Here is a 16,547-nt window from a genome sequence, read left to right as displayed (position 1 = left end):
CCGACCCGGTCACCCGGCCCGACCCGGTCACCCGGCCCGACCCGGTCGGCGGACGCGACCGGTGCCGATCTGTTGGTGCAGGCACCTTTCGAGCACGGCAAGCCGGACGCGGTAGAGGTCCGGCGCGGTGCCGATGGCTCTGTCGTGTACCGCATCGAGATCCCGGGCCGCGGCACGCCACTGACGAAGGCAGTCGATCTCTTCCTCACCGATGAACTGGTGGAAGTCACTTACTACGGCGATGGGAATGGTCAGTACAGCAGACAGGCGCATGCTTGGAGTCGCACGGATGGCAGCATCGTCAATGTGACCCCGATCAGCCGTGCGGGTGGCGAGGAGTGCGAAACGCTGCATCCGATGACCAGCCCTGGGGCGACACTCGTACTCTGCTACGGGAAGACCGGCATGGATATCATCGGCTTCGCCCCGCAGCGGTAGCTACCCGCCGGTAGTGCATGCCCCGCAACCTGTTATAACCGAACCATGAGTCTCGATCCCGCAATCGCCGCCCGTCTCAAGCGCAATGAGGATGGGTTGTTCGCGGCTGTCGCGCAGGAGCGCGCTACCGGGGACGTGCTCATGATGGCCTGGATGGATGATGAGGCGCTGGCGCGCACGCTGGAAACCCGTAAGGGGACGTACTATTCGCGGTCGCGGCAGCAGTATTGGGTGAAGGGGGAGACCTCGGGGCACACGCAGTATGTGCATGAGGTTCGGCTTGATTGTGATGGGGATACCGTGCTGCTGATCGTGGATCAGGAGGGGGCGGCCTGCCATACCGGCACGCATACCTGCTTCGATACCGACGTGCTGCTGGCTCGTGGCGACAAGCTGCTTTCCGGTGAAGACTGAAGAGCTGCCCCGGGCTGCGGCCCGAGAATGAAAGCCGCTGTGCGCTAGCGGTTTTCGTGGCGGTCGAAGTCCGCGTGGGTGTCGGGGCGGCCGGAGCGGCCGACGCCGCGGGCCATGCCCTTGTCGAGTTGCTGGAGCATCGCCTCGCCGAGTTCGAGGAGCTGTTCGGTCTGGTCTTTGTCGAGTCCGTCGAAGACCAGTCCGCGGACGCACTCCAGATATCCGGGGGCGGCCTCGGTCACCTTGTCGAAGCCCGCGTCGGTGAGTACCGCCTGTGCGCCACGCCGTCCGGAGATGCTGACGCGCTCGGCCCAGCCCAGTCGTTCGAGCTTGGAAATGACATGCGAGAGCCGTGATAGCGATGCGTTTGCCTTTTGCGCAAGCTCACTCAGTTGCAACCGGTGGCCGGGTTCTTCGGAGAGCAGAGTCATCACGAAGTATTCGAAATGGGTAATCCCGGACTCGCGTTGCAGCTGGGTATCCAGGGCGGCGGGGAGCCTGGTCGTGAGCGCAATGACGGTACGCCAAGCTCGCTGTTCCATGGGATTCAACCACTTGGTCACCGTGCCAGCCCTCTCGTAGCAGCCAAGTGACATGTTGCGCTGGTCAGTCCGGCAGTCGGTGGAGCAGCAACAGCGAGTCACCCGCAAAGGAAAGTTTGCCACGATTTCGCTCGTCAGTCACGGTGTTCATCAATGACGTGACATCGATCACGCGTGTCGCATGCGGAAATCAGTACGTGCCGGGTTCGACAGGATTTGGCGGAGTATCGACCGACACGCGCGACTTTTCCTGATCCGCGAGCTGCTTCGTGGCGCGGTTTTTGCGGATTCGCCTGCGCACCAAGAGAAATGCAGCTGGCAGGAACAGTGCCGCGGCCACGATCGCGCCCGCCAGTGCGGCCCCGCGAAATGCCGGTGCGTCCACATCGAGAATGCGTTCACCGGCGTGTGCGGCATTGGAGCTGCCCAGTACAACGGTCAGTGTCATCAAATTCGGGATGGCGGTTATGAGCGCGAGTACCACTGCCGCACCCGCGATAAACGGACCGCCCCGTTTCCGCCAGGTCATTCCCGCGAGCAACAGGAGAAAAAGCGGCAATGCGGTACAAACCGCACCCATCACCAATCCGGACCAGATGCCTTTGGAGAAACTGCCGTGTACGTTTTCGGCAATTCGCTGCGCCCACCATCGCGGAATGAACGCCGCCAGAATGAGATACGACAACCACAGCACCACCGCCGCGATAACCAACGCGATGATCCGATTGCGCCACATGACGAACGACGATCGCTTGCGCTCCGGCAGGTCCTCGCTGGGCATCGTGCTGGGCGTAGTCATAGGCCCAGCGTATGCCGCCCCGCACGGCGCGTCATGGAGCGCCACTCCGGACCGAACGGACGCGACGGACAAACACGGCATGGCGGTCGCGCATGTGCCAGAGGCGAACTCAGCCGCGTGCGCGCAGGAACTCCAGGGCCTCATCCGCGTGCACATTGGCGCGCAGCTCGCTGTTGATCACCTTGGCGATCGTGCGATCCGGGTTGATGACGAAGGTTGTCCGCTTCACCGGAATGAGTGGACCGAGCAGCCCACGCTTGACACCGAATTCGGCCGCCACCTTCGCGCCCTTGTCCGACAGCAGCGGATAGCTCAGGCCCTGCTTCTCGGCGAAGCCGGACTGCACCTGCACATCGTCGCCGCTGATGCCGACGCAGGAGGCGCCCAGAGCCTTGAATTCGCCTGCCAGATCCCGGAAGTGGCACGCCTCGGCGGTGCACACCGGCGTATTGGCGGCGGGATAGAAGAAGAGCACCACGGGCCCGTCCGCGAGCAGCGAATCGAGGGACCGCATGACACCGGACTGATCCGGAAGCTCGAACCGCGGGGCGAGCTGACCTGGCTTCATAGGCAGCAGATTACGTGATCACCTTCGCGCACGAATCAGCCCGTGGACGGACCGGTCTGTCCGGTCCGGCCACGGGCTCTATGAAAACGTCGGTTAGTCCACCGATTTCACGCACCGATGAGTGCGGCGACCTCGGGGTTCCTGATATCCATGACATCGAGAATGCCGTGCGCCCGCAGGAATGGCTCGAGCTCCCGAATGCGATCGGTGTGCTCGGCGTACTCGTCCGGGAAACGCCGCGGATCGATCGCCTCCATCGCCTTCACATAGGTATCGCCTCCATCGCCTTCACATAGGTGACGAACGAGGCGAGCGCGCTGTACTTGCCGCCACCCCGCTGGTGATTCATATTCATCTTCCGCGGCGACTGACCGGGCATGCCCTGGCCGACCTGCGGAGCTGCGTGCCGTGGACCCTCCGGTGCGACCGGTTGCGAGGGGTACATCTGTGTTGAACTCCTCTCGAGTGGGATACCGCGTGCGACCTCTCCATCTGCTGGAGGAGCAGATTGCCGCGTGGGTAGCGATTGAGCGCATCGAGTATTCGCCGCCGCCGGGCTCTCGGCTGGGCGGGGATAGCGAATTCAATCCCGGTTGTGCGGCCTGGAATGATGGGGTGATGCCCAGCGCGTCTAACCACTCCACCACCTCCCGTGCACAGTTCCGGATGCTCGCGGCCGATCATCGGGTTGTGCCGGTGACTCGAAAGGTGTTGGCGGACTCGGAGACTCCTCTGTCGGCCTACCGCAAGCTGGCGGGCGATCGGGCGGGGACGTTCCTGCTCGAGTCGGCCGAGAACGGCCGCTCCTGGTCGCGATGGTCGTTCATCGGGGCGGGCAGTCCGACCGCGTTGAGCGTGGTGGACGGGCAGGCGGTCTGGCTCGGACAGAGTCCGGCGGATGCGCCGTCCGGTGGTGATCCGCTGGTCGCGCTGCGCGAAACCCTGGAATTGCTGCGCACCGAACGGCTGCCCGGTCTGCCGCCTTTGACCGGTGGCATGGTCGGCTACCTCGGCTATGACGCCGTGCGGCGGATGGAACGACTGCCCGCGCTCGCCGAGGACGATCTGGAACTGCCGGAGATGGTGCTGCTGCTCGCCACCGATCTGGCCGCCTTCGACCACCACGAAGGCGCGATCACGCTGATTGCCAATGCCGTCAACTGGAATGGCACCGATGAGCGCGTCGATGAGGCGTACGACGATGCCGTGGCCCGGCTCGATCGCATGACCGAGGCCCTGGCCGCGCCCGCCGATTCCACCGTGTCGGTCTTCGATCGCCCGGAACCGGACTTCCGCCGCCAGCGCACCTCCGAAGAATTCGGTGCGGGTGTACGCCGCCTGGTCAAGGAGATCGAGGCGGGTGAGGCGTTCCAGGTGGTGCTGTCGCAGCGCTTCGAGATGGAGTACGGCGGCACGCCGATCGATCTGTATCGCATGCTTCGCGCGTCGAATCCGAGCCCGTACATGTACCTCATGCACATTCCGGACGGCTCGGGCGGCACCGCGTTCTCCATCGTCGGCTCCAGCCCCGAAGCGCTCGTCACCGTGAAGGACGGCGTGGCCACCACGCACCCCATCGCGGGCACCCGCTGGCGCGGAGCCACCGAGGAGGACGACCTGCTGCTCGAGAAGGGTCTCCTCGCGGACGAGAAGGAGAACGCCGAGCACCTCATGCTCGTCGACCTCGGCCGCAACGACCTCGGCCGCGTCTGTGAACCCGGCACCGTGCGCGTCACCGAATACCGGCATATCGAGCGTTATAGCCATGTCATGCACTTGGTTTCGACGGTTTCCGGTCGCCTCGCCGCCGGCAAGATCGCCTTCGACGCGGTGCGGGCGTGCTTCCCCGCGGGCACCCTGTCGGGCGCTCCCAAGGTGCGCGCCATGGAGCTCATCGAGGAACTCGAACCCACCCGCCGCGGTGTCTACGGCGGCGTGGTCGGCTACCTCGATTTCGCCGGTGACGCCGATACCGCCATCTGCATTCGCACCGCACTGCTCAAGAACGGCACCGCCTATGTCCAGGCCGGCGCGGGCGTGGTCGCCGACTCCGATCCGAACTACGAGGACGTCGAATCCCGCAATAAGGCAATGGCCGTCCTCAAGGCCGTGGCCGCCGCCGAAACCCTGCGCGCCTACCGCCCGATCGGCAATAGCGATGACTGATTCGGACCCCGACCCGAAAACCGAGGCGGCACAGCCCAACCCGACCGGACCCACCCCGCCGAGTGACGAGGTGGCCGCCGATATCGCTGCCGCGCAAGAGGATGCGCGCGCGGCCCGCGCCGAAAAGCACGGCGTGGAAGCGGATCTTCGTGCCGCCGAAGCCGATATCGCGGAGGCTCGGGCGGACGCGCGCAGTGCCGAAGCCGATGGTGCCGCGAAGAAACGCAGGCCCATCGGCGCGGTCGCGCTACTGGCACTCGCGGCGGCCCTGCTGTGGGTCTCCTCGCGCATGACATGGGTGACCCTCGATGTGGTCAGCGAGCTCGGACCCGGACGGACCATGCACCTCAACGGCGGCAGCTGGTTCGGGGCTCTGACGCCGCTGGCGCTGGTGCTCGTCGCGACCATCGCCGCGGTATTCGCCGCGCGCGGCTGGTGGCGGCGTGGACTCGGCGTGGTGGTGGCCGTACTGGCGGCCGTCGCGGCCGTCCCCGCGTACGCACTGCTCAAGGGCGCCGGTAAAACCGCGGAGCGGGCCGGTCGGCTGGCCGAATTGCGCGACTGGGAACATGTGGGAGGGACGCAGACCTCCACGCTGCCCGCGGTACTGACCATCATCGGTGCGCTGGCGGCATTCGGAGCCGGTGTGCTGCTGACGCGCATGCCATCGGAGAGCGCCGCGCCCATGTCCGGAAAGTACGACAATCCGGTTTTCCGCAAGTCCGAGGCGGCCGAACAGGTTGCCGAACATCACGCGGTCAAGCGCGCTGCGGAATCCGGGTCACAGCAAACCGCTGCCGAGCCGCTCTCGGGTCGCGTCCTCTGGGATGCCCTCGACGCGGGTGCGGACCCGACCGACGATGAAACCAATACCCCTGCCGCACACGATGATCCAGGTAGCGGCGGTGCGGGCCACAAGCCCGCCTGATCAGCAATCAGGAGCAGTGTCGCTCCAGGTTCCGGCCCCGCCGACATTGACGGGAACATAGCCATTTACTCTTTATCAGCATCGGTGAGACAGCGCCTGGGGGGACTCTCAGGCAGCAAGTCCGTCTCCCCAGAAAGGATTCGAGCCAGATGACGGTACTCGACTCGATTCTCGACGGGGTCCGCGCGGATGTGGCCGCTCGGGAAGCCCTCCTGGATTTCCAGGCTGTCAAGAAGGCCGCCGCCGCGGCGAAGTCTCCACGTGACGCCAAGGCTGCGCTGCACGAAGAGGGTATCGGCGTTATCGCCGAGGTGAAGCGGTCTTCTCCTTCCAAGGGCGCCCTGGCCGACATTCCGGACCCGGCCGTTTTGGCCCGTGCGTACGAGGACGGTGGCGCGCGGATTATCAGCGTGCTGACCGAGCAGCGTCGCTTCGGCGGATCGCTCGCGGATCTCGACGCGGTGCGCATGGCGGTGGATATCCCCATCCTGCGCAAGGACTTCATTGTCGGCCCGTACCAGATCCATGAGGCCCGCGCCCACGGCGCGGACGTCATACTGCTGATCGTCGCGGCGCTCCCGCAGGACGTGCTGTCCTCGCTCATCGATCGCACCGAATCGCTCGGTATGACCGCGCTCGTCGAGGTGCACACCGAGGAAGAGGCGGACCGCGCGCTCGAAGCCGGTGCCACCGTGATCGGGGTGAACGCCCGCAATCTCAAGACCCTCGAGGTCGATCGGGATGTGTTCGCGCGCATCGCCCCCGGCCTGCCCAGCGATGTCATTCGCATCGCCGAATCCGGTATCCGCGGCACCGCGGACCTGCTGGCCTACGCCGGAGCGGGCGCGGATGCCGTGCTCGTCGGCGAAGGCCTGGTGACCAGCGGCGACCCGCGTGCCGCGGTGGCCGAGCTGGTGACCGCCGGAACCCATCCTTCCTGCCCGAAGCCGGTTCGCCGGGGCCGGTGAAAGAGCCGATGACACAGATCAACGATTTGGGTAAGAACACGCTCGGCCTGCCACAGGCCAGCGCCGGCGTCGCGCACCGGAGCGAGCACGAGCCGGACCTCGGTGGACACTTCGGTGTCTACGGCGGCCGGCATGTGCCCGAGGCGCTCATGGCCGTGATCGAAGAGGTCACCGCCGAATACGACAAGGTGCGCGTCGACCCCAACTTCCTCAACGAACTGGACCGGTTGCAGCGCGATTACACCGGGCGTCCGTCGCCGGTGTTCGAGTGCAGGAACCTCGCCAAGTACGCGGGCGGCGCTCGCATCGTGCTCAAGCGAGAAGACCTGAACCACACCGGTTCTCACAAAATCAACAATGTGCTGGGGCAGGCGCTGCTCGCCAAGCGCATGGGCAAGACGCGCGTCATCGCCGAGACCGGAGCGGGCCAGCACGGCGTCGCCACCGCCACCGCCTGCGCGCTGCTCGGCCTGGAATGCGTCATCTACATGGGTGCCGTCGACACCGCGCGGCAGGCATTGAATGTTGCCCGCATGCGGCTGCTCGGCGCCGAAGTCGTCAGCGTGACAACGGGTTCGCAGACCCTCAAGGACGCCATCAATGAGGCGCTGCGGGACTGGGTCACCAATGCGGACGCCACCTACTACTGCTTCGGTACCGCCGCGGGCCCGCATCCGTTCCCGCTCATGGTGCGCGACTTCCAGCGCATCGTGGGTCTGGAGGCGCGCCAGCAGATCCAGACTTTGACGGGTCGGCTGCCCGATGCCGTAACCGCCTGTGTCGGTGGCGGTTCCAATGCCATCGGCATCTTCCACCCCTTCCTCGATGATGCGGGCGTGCGCCTGGTCGGTTATGAGGCGGCGGGCGACGGTGTCGAAACCGGCCGTCACGCAGCCACTTTCGCCGGTGGACGGCCCGGTGCGTTCCAGGGCGCGTACTCGTACCTGCTGCAGGACGAAGACGGCCAGACCATCGAATCGCACTCCATCTCAGCCGGTTTGGACTACCCGGGTGTCGGCCCGGAGCACGCCTACCTCAAGGACATCGGTCGCGCCGAATACCGGCCGATCACCGATACCGAGGCCATGGACGCGCTGTTGCTGCTGAGCCGCACCGAGGGCATCATCCCGGCCATCGAATCGGCGCACGCGGTCGCCGGTGCGCTGAAGCTGGGCCAGGAATTGGGCGAGGGCGCAATCATTCTGGTGAACCTGTCCGGTCGCGGTGACAAGGATATGGACACCGCCGCCAAGTGGTTCGGTCTCTTCGACAAGCCGCAGGAGCAGCAGTGAGCCAGCAGTCCCGTCTCGCCAATACCTTCGCCGCCTGCCGCGAGGAGAACCGCGCCGCGCTGATCGGCTATCTGCCCGCCGGATACCCGGACTTGCAGGGCAGCATCGACGTCTGCCGCACCATGGTCGAATCCGGTTGCGACATCATCGAAGTCGGCGTCGCCTACTCCGATCCGGTGATGGACGGCCCGACCATCCAGGCCGCCGCCGAACAGGCGTTGCGCGGTGGCATCCGCGTCCGCGATGTCTTCAAGGTCGTGGAGGCCATTACCCAGGCCGGTGGTAAGGCCGTGGTCATGACCTACTGGAATCCGGTGCTGCAGTACGGCGTCGACACCTTCTCCCGCGATCTGGCGGCGGCGGGCGGCCTCGGCCTGATCACCCCGAACCTGATTCCGGAGGAGGCCGACGACTGGTTCGTGGCCTCGTCCACCTACAACCTGGATCGCATCTTCCTGGTGGCCCCGTCCTCCACGGAGGAGCGTCTGGTGAAGACCCTGGAAGCCTCGCGCGGATTCGTCTACGCCGCTTCGACCATGGGTGTCACCGGCGCGCGTGACGCGGTCTCGGATATGGCTCCGGCACTGTGCGCCCGGGTGCGCGCGCATTCGGATATTCCGATCGGCGTCGGCCTGGGTGTGCGCAATGGTGCGCAGGCGGCCGAAATTGCTTCCTACGCAGACGGTGTCATTGTGGGCTCGGCCTTGGTGAGCGCCGCGGCGCAGGGTCTGGGCGCGGTGCGCACCCTCACCGAGGAACTCGCGCTCGGCGTGCGCTCGGCGGCCGTGGCCTCCTGACAGCAGATTCACAGCGAAGGCGCGCATCGATCCCGATGCGCGCCTTTCGCGTGTTCGGGGCGGTGTTGTTCGCGCGAGTGTCGGCGGCGCGTTACCCGGGGACCATGCCCGTGGAGTTGATTCCGCTACGGTGGGGCCCGTGACCATTCGAGCCCTGGCCGACCAAGTTTCGGCCTCCGACGTGCTGGCCTACATTCCCAGTCCGCCTCGCGGAGTATGGGAGATCGGCCCATTTCCGTTGCGCGCCTATGCCATCTGCATCATTCTAGGCATTGTCGCGGCCATCTGGCTGGGGGAGAAGCGGTGGCAGCAGCGTGGCGGCCAGCAGGGCATGGTCCTGGATGTGGCCATGTTCGCGGTGCCGCTGGGATTGATCGGCGGGCGGCTCTATCACGTGGCCACCGACTGGTCGACCTACTTCGGTCCCGGCGGTAAGGCGGGCGATTGGTGGAAGATCTGGCAGGGCGGCCTCGGCATCTGGGGCGCGGTGCTGCTCGGCGCGGTCGGCGCGTGGATCGGCTGCCGTATCTACAAGGTGCCGCTGCCCGCCTTCGGTGATGCCATCGCGCCCGGTGTGCTGCTGGCGCAGGGCATCGGACGGCTCGGCAACTACTTCAATCAGGAGCTGTTCGGTCGCGACACCACCATGCCGTGGGGTCTGGAGATCTACGACCGGTTCAATACGCACGGTGACCCGGATCTGATGAACGGCATCGCATCCGGTCCGCCGATCAAGATCGTGCAGCCGACCTTCCTGTACGAGCTGATCTGGAATCTGCTGGGTGTGGCGATCCTGCTCTATGTCGACCGCAAGTTCCGGATCGGGCACGGGCGATTGTTCGCGCTGTACGTGGCGATCTACTGCTTCGGGCGGTTCTTCGTGGAGCTGCTGCGTGATGATCACGCTACGCATATCGCCGGAATTCGGATCAACTCGTTCACCGCGGCGATCGTATTCCTCTGCGCCATCGCGTATTTCGTATTCGCGACCAAGGGCCGGGAGACGCCGGAGCAGGTGCGCGCGGGCGTGGAGCGGCCGTGGCCGTGGCAGTTCTCGGCGCTGCGGGCATACGGGGCCGAGAGCGCGGGGACCGAGGTCGTGGCGGTCGAATCCGAGGACGAGGCAGTCGATCTCGACAAGTCCGAATCGTCCGATACCGAATCCGATGAAAAGGACGAGGCATCCGGGGACGACACCGACTCCGAATCCCCTTCGGAAGGCAACGAATCCGCTGAGGTCCGCGATAACTCTTCCGAATCCGGCGATTCCGAACCGGCGGTCCCGCTCGAGGAGACGAAAACGGTCGACTCGGGCAAGAATGGCTCCTGACCGCCGCGTATCGAGATTCGCACGGCGGGTTCAGCACACAGGGGGCCGTGCGGCCCGCGATTCAGGAGGACTCGAGTGACCGATCCATTCGCTAAGCAGCCCGAGCAGGGTGGCCCGCAGTACGGCGCGCCCGGCACCGGGCCGCAGTACGGGCAGCCGCAGCCGGGTTACGGGCAGCAGCCCGGTTATGGTCAGCCGCAGCCGGGCTATGGCGAGCCGCAGCCGGGTTACGGTCAGCCCCAGCCGGGTTACGGCCAGCCGCCCTATGGTGCGCCGCAGCCCGCGTACGGTCAGCCCGGTCCCTACGGTCAGCCGATGCCGTACGGCGCCGATGCCGAGGCTCCGTTCGGTCGCGATCCGTACGGCGTGCCGTACTCGGACAAGTCCAAGCTGACCGCCGGCCTGCTGCAGATTCTGATCGGTGGATTGGGTATCGGCCGTTTCTACCTCGGCTACACCACTATCGGTGTGTTGCAACTGATCACGTGTGGCGGCTTCGGAATCTGGTCGCTGATCGACGGCATTCTGATTCTCACCGGCAAGGTGCCGGATCCACAGGGCCGCCCGCTGAAGGACTGATCGCGGGGGTCATCGACACACCGACTTCGGCGGGCACCACTGGGCAGAGAGGTGCCCGCCCGCCGCTATCATCACCGTTGTAAACGCACAAGGTTTGCGCGCGGCGTGATCATTCACGTGCCGCCCGGTTGGTTTCCGGCGTACCCTTTGTCGGTTGTTTGTCGCGTGGGTCGACCACGCTCGAGGAGAGGTAGTCCCCGTGCGCCGTAAGCTGTTCGCCGCCGTGCTCGCCGTAGTCGCCGCCACCGCGGCGCTCACCGCCTGCAGCAGCAGTAGCGACGACCCCAATGTGTTGAAGGTCGGCACCGAGGGCACCTACTCTCCGTTCAGCTACCAGGACGGCGGCAGCATCACCGGCTACGACGTCGAGGTCGCCAAGGCCGTCGGTGAGAAGCTCGGCCGCAAAGTCGAATTCGTGCAGACCCCCTGGGATGCCATCTTCGCGGGCCTGGAATCCAAGCGTTTCGATCTCGTCGCGAACCAGGTGACCGTGAATCCCACACGCGCCGAGAAGTATTCGCTGTCGCAGCCCTACACCACCTCCGAGGGTGTCATCGTCACCAAGACCGATAACACCGGCATCCACGCGCTCACCGATCTGAGCGGTAAGACCTGCGCGCAGTCGGTCACCAGCAACTGGAACAAGGTCGCCGAGGGCGCGGGCTGCAAGGTCGAGGGCGTCGAGGGTTTCGTGCAGGCCATTCAGCTGCTCAAGAACGGCCGCGTCGACGCGACCGTCAATGACACCCTCGCGGTCGCCGAGTACAGCAAGAAGACCAATGACGCCAGCGTGCACATCGCAGGCAAGACCGGTGAGACCAGCAAGCAGGCGTTCGCCGCGCGCAAGGATTCGCAGGCGCTCATCGACCAGGTGAATACCGCGCTCGATCAGCTACGCGCCGACGGCACCCTGGCCAAGATCTCCGAGAAGTACTTCGGCACCGACGTCAGCAAGTAAGCGGCACAGGGCGATTGGACTGCTGAGCGATTAGACGATGGACGACGCCACCTGGGAACTGATCCGGGCGAACCTGTGGCCGATGCTCAAGGCCACGGTCGAAACGACCATCCCGCTGACGGCCATCAGCTTCGCGATCGGGTTGGTGCTGGCGCTGTTCGTGGCGCTGGCCCGCATGTCGAAGCTGTGGCCGGTGTCCGCGGCGGCCCGGTTCTATATTTCGATCATTCGCGGGACGCCGCTGCTGGTGCAGCTGTTCATCGTCTTCTACGCGCTACCGCAGTTCCACATAGTCATCGACCCGTTCCCGGCGGCGGTGATCGCGTTCAGTCTCAATGTGGGCGGGTATGCGGCCGAAGTCATTCGCGCCGCCATTCTTTCGGTCGCGCACGGGCAGTGGGAGGCGTCCTATGCGGTCGGTATGACCTATGCGCAGGCGCTGCGTTTGATCATCCTTCCGCAAGCTTCCCGCATCGCCGTACCGCCGCTGTCGAACACGCTCATCTCGTTGGTGAAGGACACCTCGCTGGCCTCGACCATCCTCGTCACCGAGTTGTTGCGGACGGCTCAACTCGCGGCCGCGCCGACCTTCGACTTCTTCGCCCTGTATGGCGTGGCGGCACTCTACTACTGGGTTATCTGCCTGATTCTCGGCTTCGGTCAGACACGCCTCGAGACTCGCCTCGCGCGCCACGTCGCTCGTTAACCAGCACTCAGGTTCGTGGCCCGCCTCGGGTCTGGACTGACGGAGCAGGGGAGCGAAGCGGAGGAGCGGAGGAGGGAAGACCCGAGGTCACGAGGGCCGCGAACAGCCGGAGCGCAGCGGAGGCAGATTGAACAGAGCACGCTGACCGGCTGTTAGCTGAACGGCATGTGTATATCTTTGTTTCGAGCGTGTGCCCGTTCAGCGGGACACTTGCGGCAGGTCTAGGGTTGTCCCCGTGATGCGACGAACGAAGATTGTGTGCACACTCGGACCGGCTGTGTCGTCCGAGGACCGTATTCGTGAACTCGTTGAGAGTGGAATGGACGTGGCGCGGCTGAATTTCAGCCATGGCGAACACTCCGACCATGCCGACAACTATAAAAAGGTGCGTCAGGCCAGCGATCTGCTGGGCCGCGCGGTGGGAATTCTCGCCGATCTCCAGGGACCGAAGATCCGATTGGGCCGGTTCATCGAGGGTAAGACCGTCTGGGCGACGGGTGAAGAAATCCGCATCACCGTGGACGACATCGAAGGCACTCACGACCGAGTTTCGACCACCTACAAGCAGCTCGCCCAGGACGCCAAGGCCGGAGATCGACTGCTCGTCGACGACGGCAAGATCGGGATGACCGTCGAACGCGTCGAAGGCAATGACGTGATCTGCCGGGTCACCGAGGGCGGGCCCGTCTCCAACAACAAGGGCGTGTCCCTGCCGGGTATGGATGTTTCCGTTCCGGCCTTGTCCGAGAAGGACATCGACGATCTCGAGTTCGCACTGAACCTCGGCGTCGACTTCATCGCACTGTCCTTCGTGCGCTCGCCGTCCGATGTCGAGCTGGTGCACGAGATCATGGATCGCGTGGGTCGCCGGGTGCCGGTCATCGGCAAGCTCGAAAAGCCCGAAGCCATCGACAATTTGGAGGCCATCGTGCTGGCCTTCGACGCCATCATGGTGGCGCGCGGTGACCTCGGTGTGGAGCTGCCGCTGGAGCAGGTGCCGCTGGTGCAGAAGCGCGCGATTCAGATGGCGCGCGAGAACGCCAAGCCGGTCATCGTGGCCACCCAGATGCTGGAATCGATGATCACCAACTCGCGGCCGACGCGCGCCGAGGCGTCCGATGTGGCGAACGCGGTGCTCGATGGTGCTGACGCGGTGATGCTTTCGGGCGAGACCTCGGTCGGCGACTACCCGATCGAGACCGTGCGCACCATGGCCCGCATCGTGCACGCGGTGGAATCCGAGTCCTCCACCCGGGTGCCGCCGCTGACCCACGTGCCGCGCACCAAGCGCGGTGTCATCTCCTACGCTGCCCGCGATATCGGCGAGCGTCTGAATGCCAAAGCGCTTGTTGCCTTTACGCAGTCCGGTGACACCGTGCGCCGCCTGGCGCGACTGCACACCCCGCTGCCGCTGCTGGCATTCACCCCAAATCCGGCGATTCGCAGTCAGCTGGCCTTGACGTGGGGTACTGAAACATTCATCGTCCCCACCGTCGATACCACCGACGAGATGATTCATCAGGTGGATACCGCACTGCTGTCGATCGGCCGGTACAAGAAGGGCGATCTCGTGGTGATCGTGGCGGGCTCCCCGCCCGGTACTGTCGGGTCCACCAATCTGATTCACGTGCACCGTATCGGCGAGGAGGACCACTAAGTTGAGCGCGTCGCTTGGCGAGACCGCAACCGGGGCCGAGGAATCCGCCCCGGCCGATGACCTGAGGGTGCTCCTCGGGCTGCTCGATCTCGAGGAGCAGGGCCCCGACATCTTCATCGGACAGCATCCCGAGAAGGTGTGGAGTCGCACCTTCGGCGGGCAGCTGGTTTCCCAGGCGATCATTGCCGCGGGGCGCACGGTCGGCCCCGGCCGGCCGGTGCACGCGGTGAACGCGCACTTCGTGCGTGGCGGAGACCCCAAGATGCCGATCGAATATCACGTCGATCGGCATCGCGACGGGCGCTCCTTCGCCAATCGCACGGTGACCGCGCTGCAGGACGACCAGGAACTGTTCGTCATGCTCGCGGCCTTCCAGGACTGGGGTAAGGGCCTCGAGCACAGCGCACCGCTGCCCGAGGTCGCCGACCCGGAAAACCTTCCGCGCGTGGAGGAGTCCTTCGCCGGACTGGAAGACAAGCTCGAAATGTTCGTCAAGGCACCGCATCCCATCGATATGCGGTACACGAACGACCCGGCCTGGATTCTCAAGGGCACCGGCGAGAAGCTCAATCACAATCGCGTCTGGATGCGCACCGACGGCGCGCTCCCGGACGATCCGCTGATTCATGTTGCGGCGCTGGCGTATTCATCCGACACCACGGTGCTGGATTCGATCATCACCACGCACGGTTTGTCCTGGGGGCATGACCGCATTCTCGCGGCCACGGTCAACCACTCCATCTGGTTCCACCGCCCCTTCCGCTTCGACGACTGGGCGCTCTACGCCACCGAGTCGCCGGTAGCCTCGGGTTCGCGCGGCCTGGCCCGCGGCCACTTCTACTCCCGCGGTGGCGATCTGATCGCCACCACGGTGCAAGAGGGCGTCATCCGCCACTTCCCGGCTCGCCGCTGAGCCGAGCCACGAGACTTCGGGCCGTACCCTCACCGGGGTGCGGCCCGTCTCGTCATCCCGGCATGCTTTTGGCCGGGATCCACCCTGTGGCAACAGATTCCAGGGTGCCGGCTCCCTCAGATGAGTTCGCGGTTCTCTTCGAGTTCGAAGTTCTCCCGCTGCAACGCGTGCACGATGTAGGGGATGGGCTCATGGGTCGACAGTTCGAGCACCAGCCGTTGCTCCAGGCGCGCGATTCCGGCCTTGGTGAGCTGGCGCGCCTCGCCGACCAGGCTGAGCGCTATCTCGTAGGTGTGGCGCTCACCCGGGTCGGCATCGGGATGGTCCAGGCGCCACTGGGTTTCGAGGACCGTATGGGTGGGATCGTCGCACTCCACCGGAAGGGTGAAGCGCCAGGCGAAGATGTCGCGATCGTCCACGTATTCGTCCACGACGCGGCACACGGTTTCGGTGACACGGTGGAGGGTCTGCGGTGTGACGAAAACATGGAGCGAAACATCCGAAATTCGCTTCGGCATGTCCTGAGTCCTGTTCCTGTGTCGGACCACCGGCGGTGGTGTTCCGCGCGGAAGTGTAATCCCTTACCGGACTTAGCGGGCAGACAGGTGTATTGACACGCAGGAGCCAGCGTAATCCTGGTTACGCCACAACGGAAGTAGGAGCAGTCGATTCGTGGTCGGAATCGGAAATGGCCGGCCGGAATCCGCACGCGGGCGATGGCCGGAATCCGCTCCTATCCGGCCGATTCCACCGAATGATGCGTGGGTTCGATTGACCGCTTGGGGAATTCGGGCAGTGTCCCGGTGTCGGTGCGACCGCCGGGCAGCACCAGCAACGCCGGGCGATGCGTCCCGGTATCGGTGACCGAGGAGCGATGAACGGTGGCCTGCGGGTGCTGATGTGCGTGCAATGCCAGCAGCAGCGGCACCAGCGCCTCGGCGATCCGATCGCCGACCTCACAGAACTGCTGGGCCTTGAGACCCACCGGGTCCGAGATGTTCTCGCTCGCCACATACGCCAGATCGTCACGCGCGGCATGCAATCCGACCACGGTGCGCGCACCGGTCACCTTGGCGATGCGGTACGCCTCGAGCAGCGTGAAGGTGCGGGGGAGGGCCTCGGGCACCAAATCGCGTACCTGGTCACGAATCTTGTCGGTCATGGTGAGCACCAGATCGGCGCGGTGCATCATCTCCGGTTTGATGCGGCGCGCCTTGAAACCGCTCGGGTCGCCGCCGAGTCCGATAATCGTCTGGGCCGCAAGGGGTTCCACCGGGAATCCGACCAGTGCCCGCACGCCCGCGCTTTCGGCGGACAGCTCCTGGAGACCGTGTTCGGCGGCCACCGCCAGCGTGAGGCGCTCGGCTATGACGGACCGGCAAACGTTTCCGCTGCACACGAAGAGCACATGCATGGGCACAACGTATGCCCATGTCCGCGACACGAAAACGGCTGGAAGACCGAATCACATATTTTGACCGGTAAGTTCATC

20 protein-coding genes are annotated in these 16,547 nt (G+C 65.2%); 13 read left to right on the top strand and 7 right to left on the bottom strand.

The genetic code is table 11. The annotated features are described in order from the left end of the window. Positions 1-75: 75 nt before the first annotated feature. Together GFY24_RS21560 and hisI are read left to right on the top strand one after the other, a co-directional pair. On the top strand, positions 76-438 hold the full coding sequence (locus tag GFY24_RS21560) for a hypothetical protein (RefSeq protein ID WP_153806863.1): 363 nt from the start codon (positions 76-78) through the stop codon (positions 436-438). A 45-nt stretch (positions 439-483) separates the two neighbouring features. Beyond that, positions 484-852: a phosphoribosyl-AMP cyclohydrolase gene (hisI, locus tag GFY24_RS21555; protein ID WP_153806862.1), complete on the top strand. Its 369-nt coding sequence runs from the start codon at positions 484-486 to the stop codon at positions 850-852. Positions 853-896: 44 nt separating this feature from the next. On the opposite strand, the gene GFY24_RS21550 is transcribed toward hisI, so the two are convergent. From GFY24_RS21550 to GFY24_RS41175, 5 genes are all read right to left on the bottom strand, one after another. After that, complete coding sequence (locus GFY24_RS21550) at positions 897-1,394, bottom strand: MarR family winged helix-turn-helix transcriptional regulator (protein WP_228566522.1); 498 nt, start codon at positions 1,392-1,394, stop codon at positions 897-899. 190 nt (positions 1,395-1,584) lie between these two features. Further along, complete coding sequence (locus GFY24_RS21545) at positions 1,585-2,193, bottom strand: permease (RefSeq protein ID WP_228566521.1); 609 nt, start codon at positions 2,191-2,193, stop codon at positions 1,585-1,587. Positions 2,194-2,302: 109 nt separating this feature from the next. After that, positions 2,303-2,761, bottom strand: coding sequence for a peroxiredoxin (locus tag GFY24_RS21540; RefSeq protein ID WP_153806860.1), 459 nt, complete (start codon positions 2,759-2,761; stop codon positions 2,303-2,305). A 107-nt stretch (positions 2,762-2,868) separates the two neighbouring features. Next, positions 2,869-3,027 carry a hypothetical protein gene (locus GFY24_RS41180; protein ID WP_194852961.1) on the bottom strand — a complete coding sequence of 53 codons (159 nt, stop codon included), beginning with the start codon at positions 3,025-3,027 and terminating at the stop codon, positions 2,869-2,871. Beyond that, positions 3,024-3,206, bottom strand: coding sequence for a hypothetical protein (locus tag GFY24_RS41175; RefSeq protein ID WP_194852960.1), 183 nt, complete (start codon positions 3,204-3,206; stop codon positions 3,024-3,026). The genes GFY24_RS41180 and GFY24_RS41175 overlap by 4 nt, the downstream gene beginning before the upstream one ends. A gap of 173 nt (positions 3,207-3,379) precedes the next feature. Between GFY24_RS41175 and GFY24_RS21530 the strand changes: the two genes are divergently transcribed. The 11 genes from GFY24_RS21530 (at position 3,380) to GFY24_RS21480 (ending at position 15,055) form a co-directional block, all read left to right on the top strand. Then, a complete protein-coding gene (locus GFY24_RS21530; RefSeq protein ID WP_153806858.1) occupies positions 3,380-4,927 on the top strand; it encodes an anthranilate synthase component I in 1,548 nt (515 codons plus the stop codon). After that, the gene (locus GFY24_RS21525; protein ID WP_153806857.1) at positions 4,920-5,855 is read left to right on the top strand and encodes a TIGR02234 family membrane protein; all 936 of its coding nucleotides are present in this window, start codon (positions 4,920-4,922) and stop codon (positions 5,853-5,855) included. The genes GFY24_RS21530 and GFY24_RS21525 overlap by 8 nt, the downstream gene beginning before the upstream one ends. Positions 5,856-6,004: 149 nt before the next feature. Then, complete coding sequence (gene trpC / locus GFY24_RS21520) at positions 6,005-6,823, top strand: indole-3-glycerol phosphate synthase TrpC (protein WP_153806856.1); 819 nt, start codon at positions 6,005-6,007, stop codon at positions 6,821-6,823. An 8-nt stretch (positions 6,824-6,831) separates the two neighbouring features. After that, positions 6,832-8,115: a tryptophan synthase subunit beta gene (gene trpB, locus GFY24_RS21515; protein WP_153806855.1), complete on the top strand. Its 1,284-nt coding sequence runs from the start codon at positions 6,832-6,834 to the stop codon at positions 8,113-8,115. After that, a complete protein-coding gene (gene trpA, locus GFY24_RS21510; RefSeq protein ID WP_309231143.1) occupies positions 8,112-8,912 on the top strand; it encodes a tryptophan synthase subunit alpha in 801 nt (266 codons plus the stop codon). Before trpB ends, trpA begins: the two co-directional genes overlap by 4 nt. Positions 8,913-9,051: 139 nt before the next feature. After that, positions 9,052-10,242, top strand: coding sequence for a prolipoprotein diacylglyceryl transferase (gene lgt, locus GFY24_RS21505; protein ID WP_309231142.1), 1,191 nt, complete (start codon positions 9,052-9,054; stop codon positions 10,240-10,242). A gap of 75 nt (positions 10,243-10,317) precedes the next feature. Continuing rightward, a complete protein-coding gene (locus GFY24_RS43385) occupies positions 10,318-10,821 on the top strand; it encodes an NINE protein (RefSeq protein ID WP_309231141.1) in 504 nt (167 codons plus the stop codon). Between the two features lie 199 nt (positions 10,822-11,020). After that, positions 11,021-11,779 (top strand): transporter substrate-binding domain-containing protein, encoded by a 759-nt coding sequence (locus GFY24_RS21495; RefSeq protein ID WP_309231140.1) that lies wholly within the window; start codon positions 11,021-11,023, stop codon positions 11,777-11,779. Positions 11,780-11,816: 37 nt separating this feature from the next. Next, a complete protein-coding gene (locus tag GFY24_RS21490; protein WP_153806853.1) occupies positions 11,817-12,485 on the top strand; it encodes an amino acid ABC transporter permease in 669 nt (222 codons plus the stop codon). Positions 12,486-12,720: 235 nt separating this feature from the next. Next, positions 12,721-14,142, top strand: a complete 1,422-nt coding sequence (gene pyk, locus GFY24_RS21485; RefSeq protein ID WP_309231139.1) for a pyruvate kinase — start codon at positions 12,721-12,723, stop codon at positions 14,140-14,142. Between the two features lies 1 nt (position 14,143). Beyond that, positions 14,144-15,055 (top strand): acyl-CoA thioesterase II, encoded by a 912-nt coding sequence (locus tag GFY24_RS21480; RefSeq protein WP_153806852.1) that lies wholly within the window; start codon positions 14,144-14,146, stop codon positions 15,053-15,055. Between the two features lie 116 nt (positions 15,056-15,171). Here GFY24_RS21480 and GFY24_RS21475 read toward each other — a convergent pair whose 3' ends face one another. Continuing rightward, the gene (locus GFY24_RS21475) at positions 15,172-15,573 is read right to left on the bottom strand and encodes a hypothetical protein (protein ID WP_153806851.1); all 402 of its coding nucleotides are present in this window, start codon (positions 15,571-15,573) and stop codon (positions 15,172-15,174) included. 215 nt (positions 15,574-15,788) lie between these two features. Beyond that, positions 15,789-16,469 (bottom strand): low molecular weight phosphatase family protein, encoded by a 681-nt coding sequence (locus GFY24_RS21470; protein ID WP_153806850.1) that lies wholly within the window; start codon positions 16,467-16,469, stop codon positions 15,789-15,791. Positions 16,470-16,547 lie beyond the last annotated feature (78 nt).

The organism is Nocardia sp. SYP-A9097 (assembly GCF_009649815.1).
Lineage (GTDB): Bacteria > Actinomycetota > Actinomycetes > Mycobacteriales > Mycobacteriaceae > Nocardia.
Note: the sequence above shows the minus strand (reverse complement) of the source record. Positions and strands in the feature narration are given on the sequence as shown.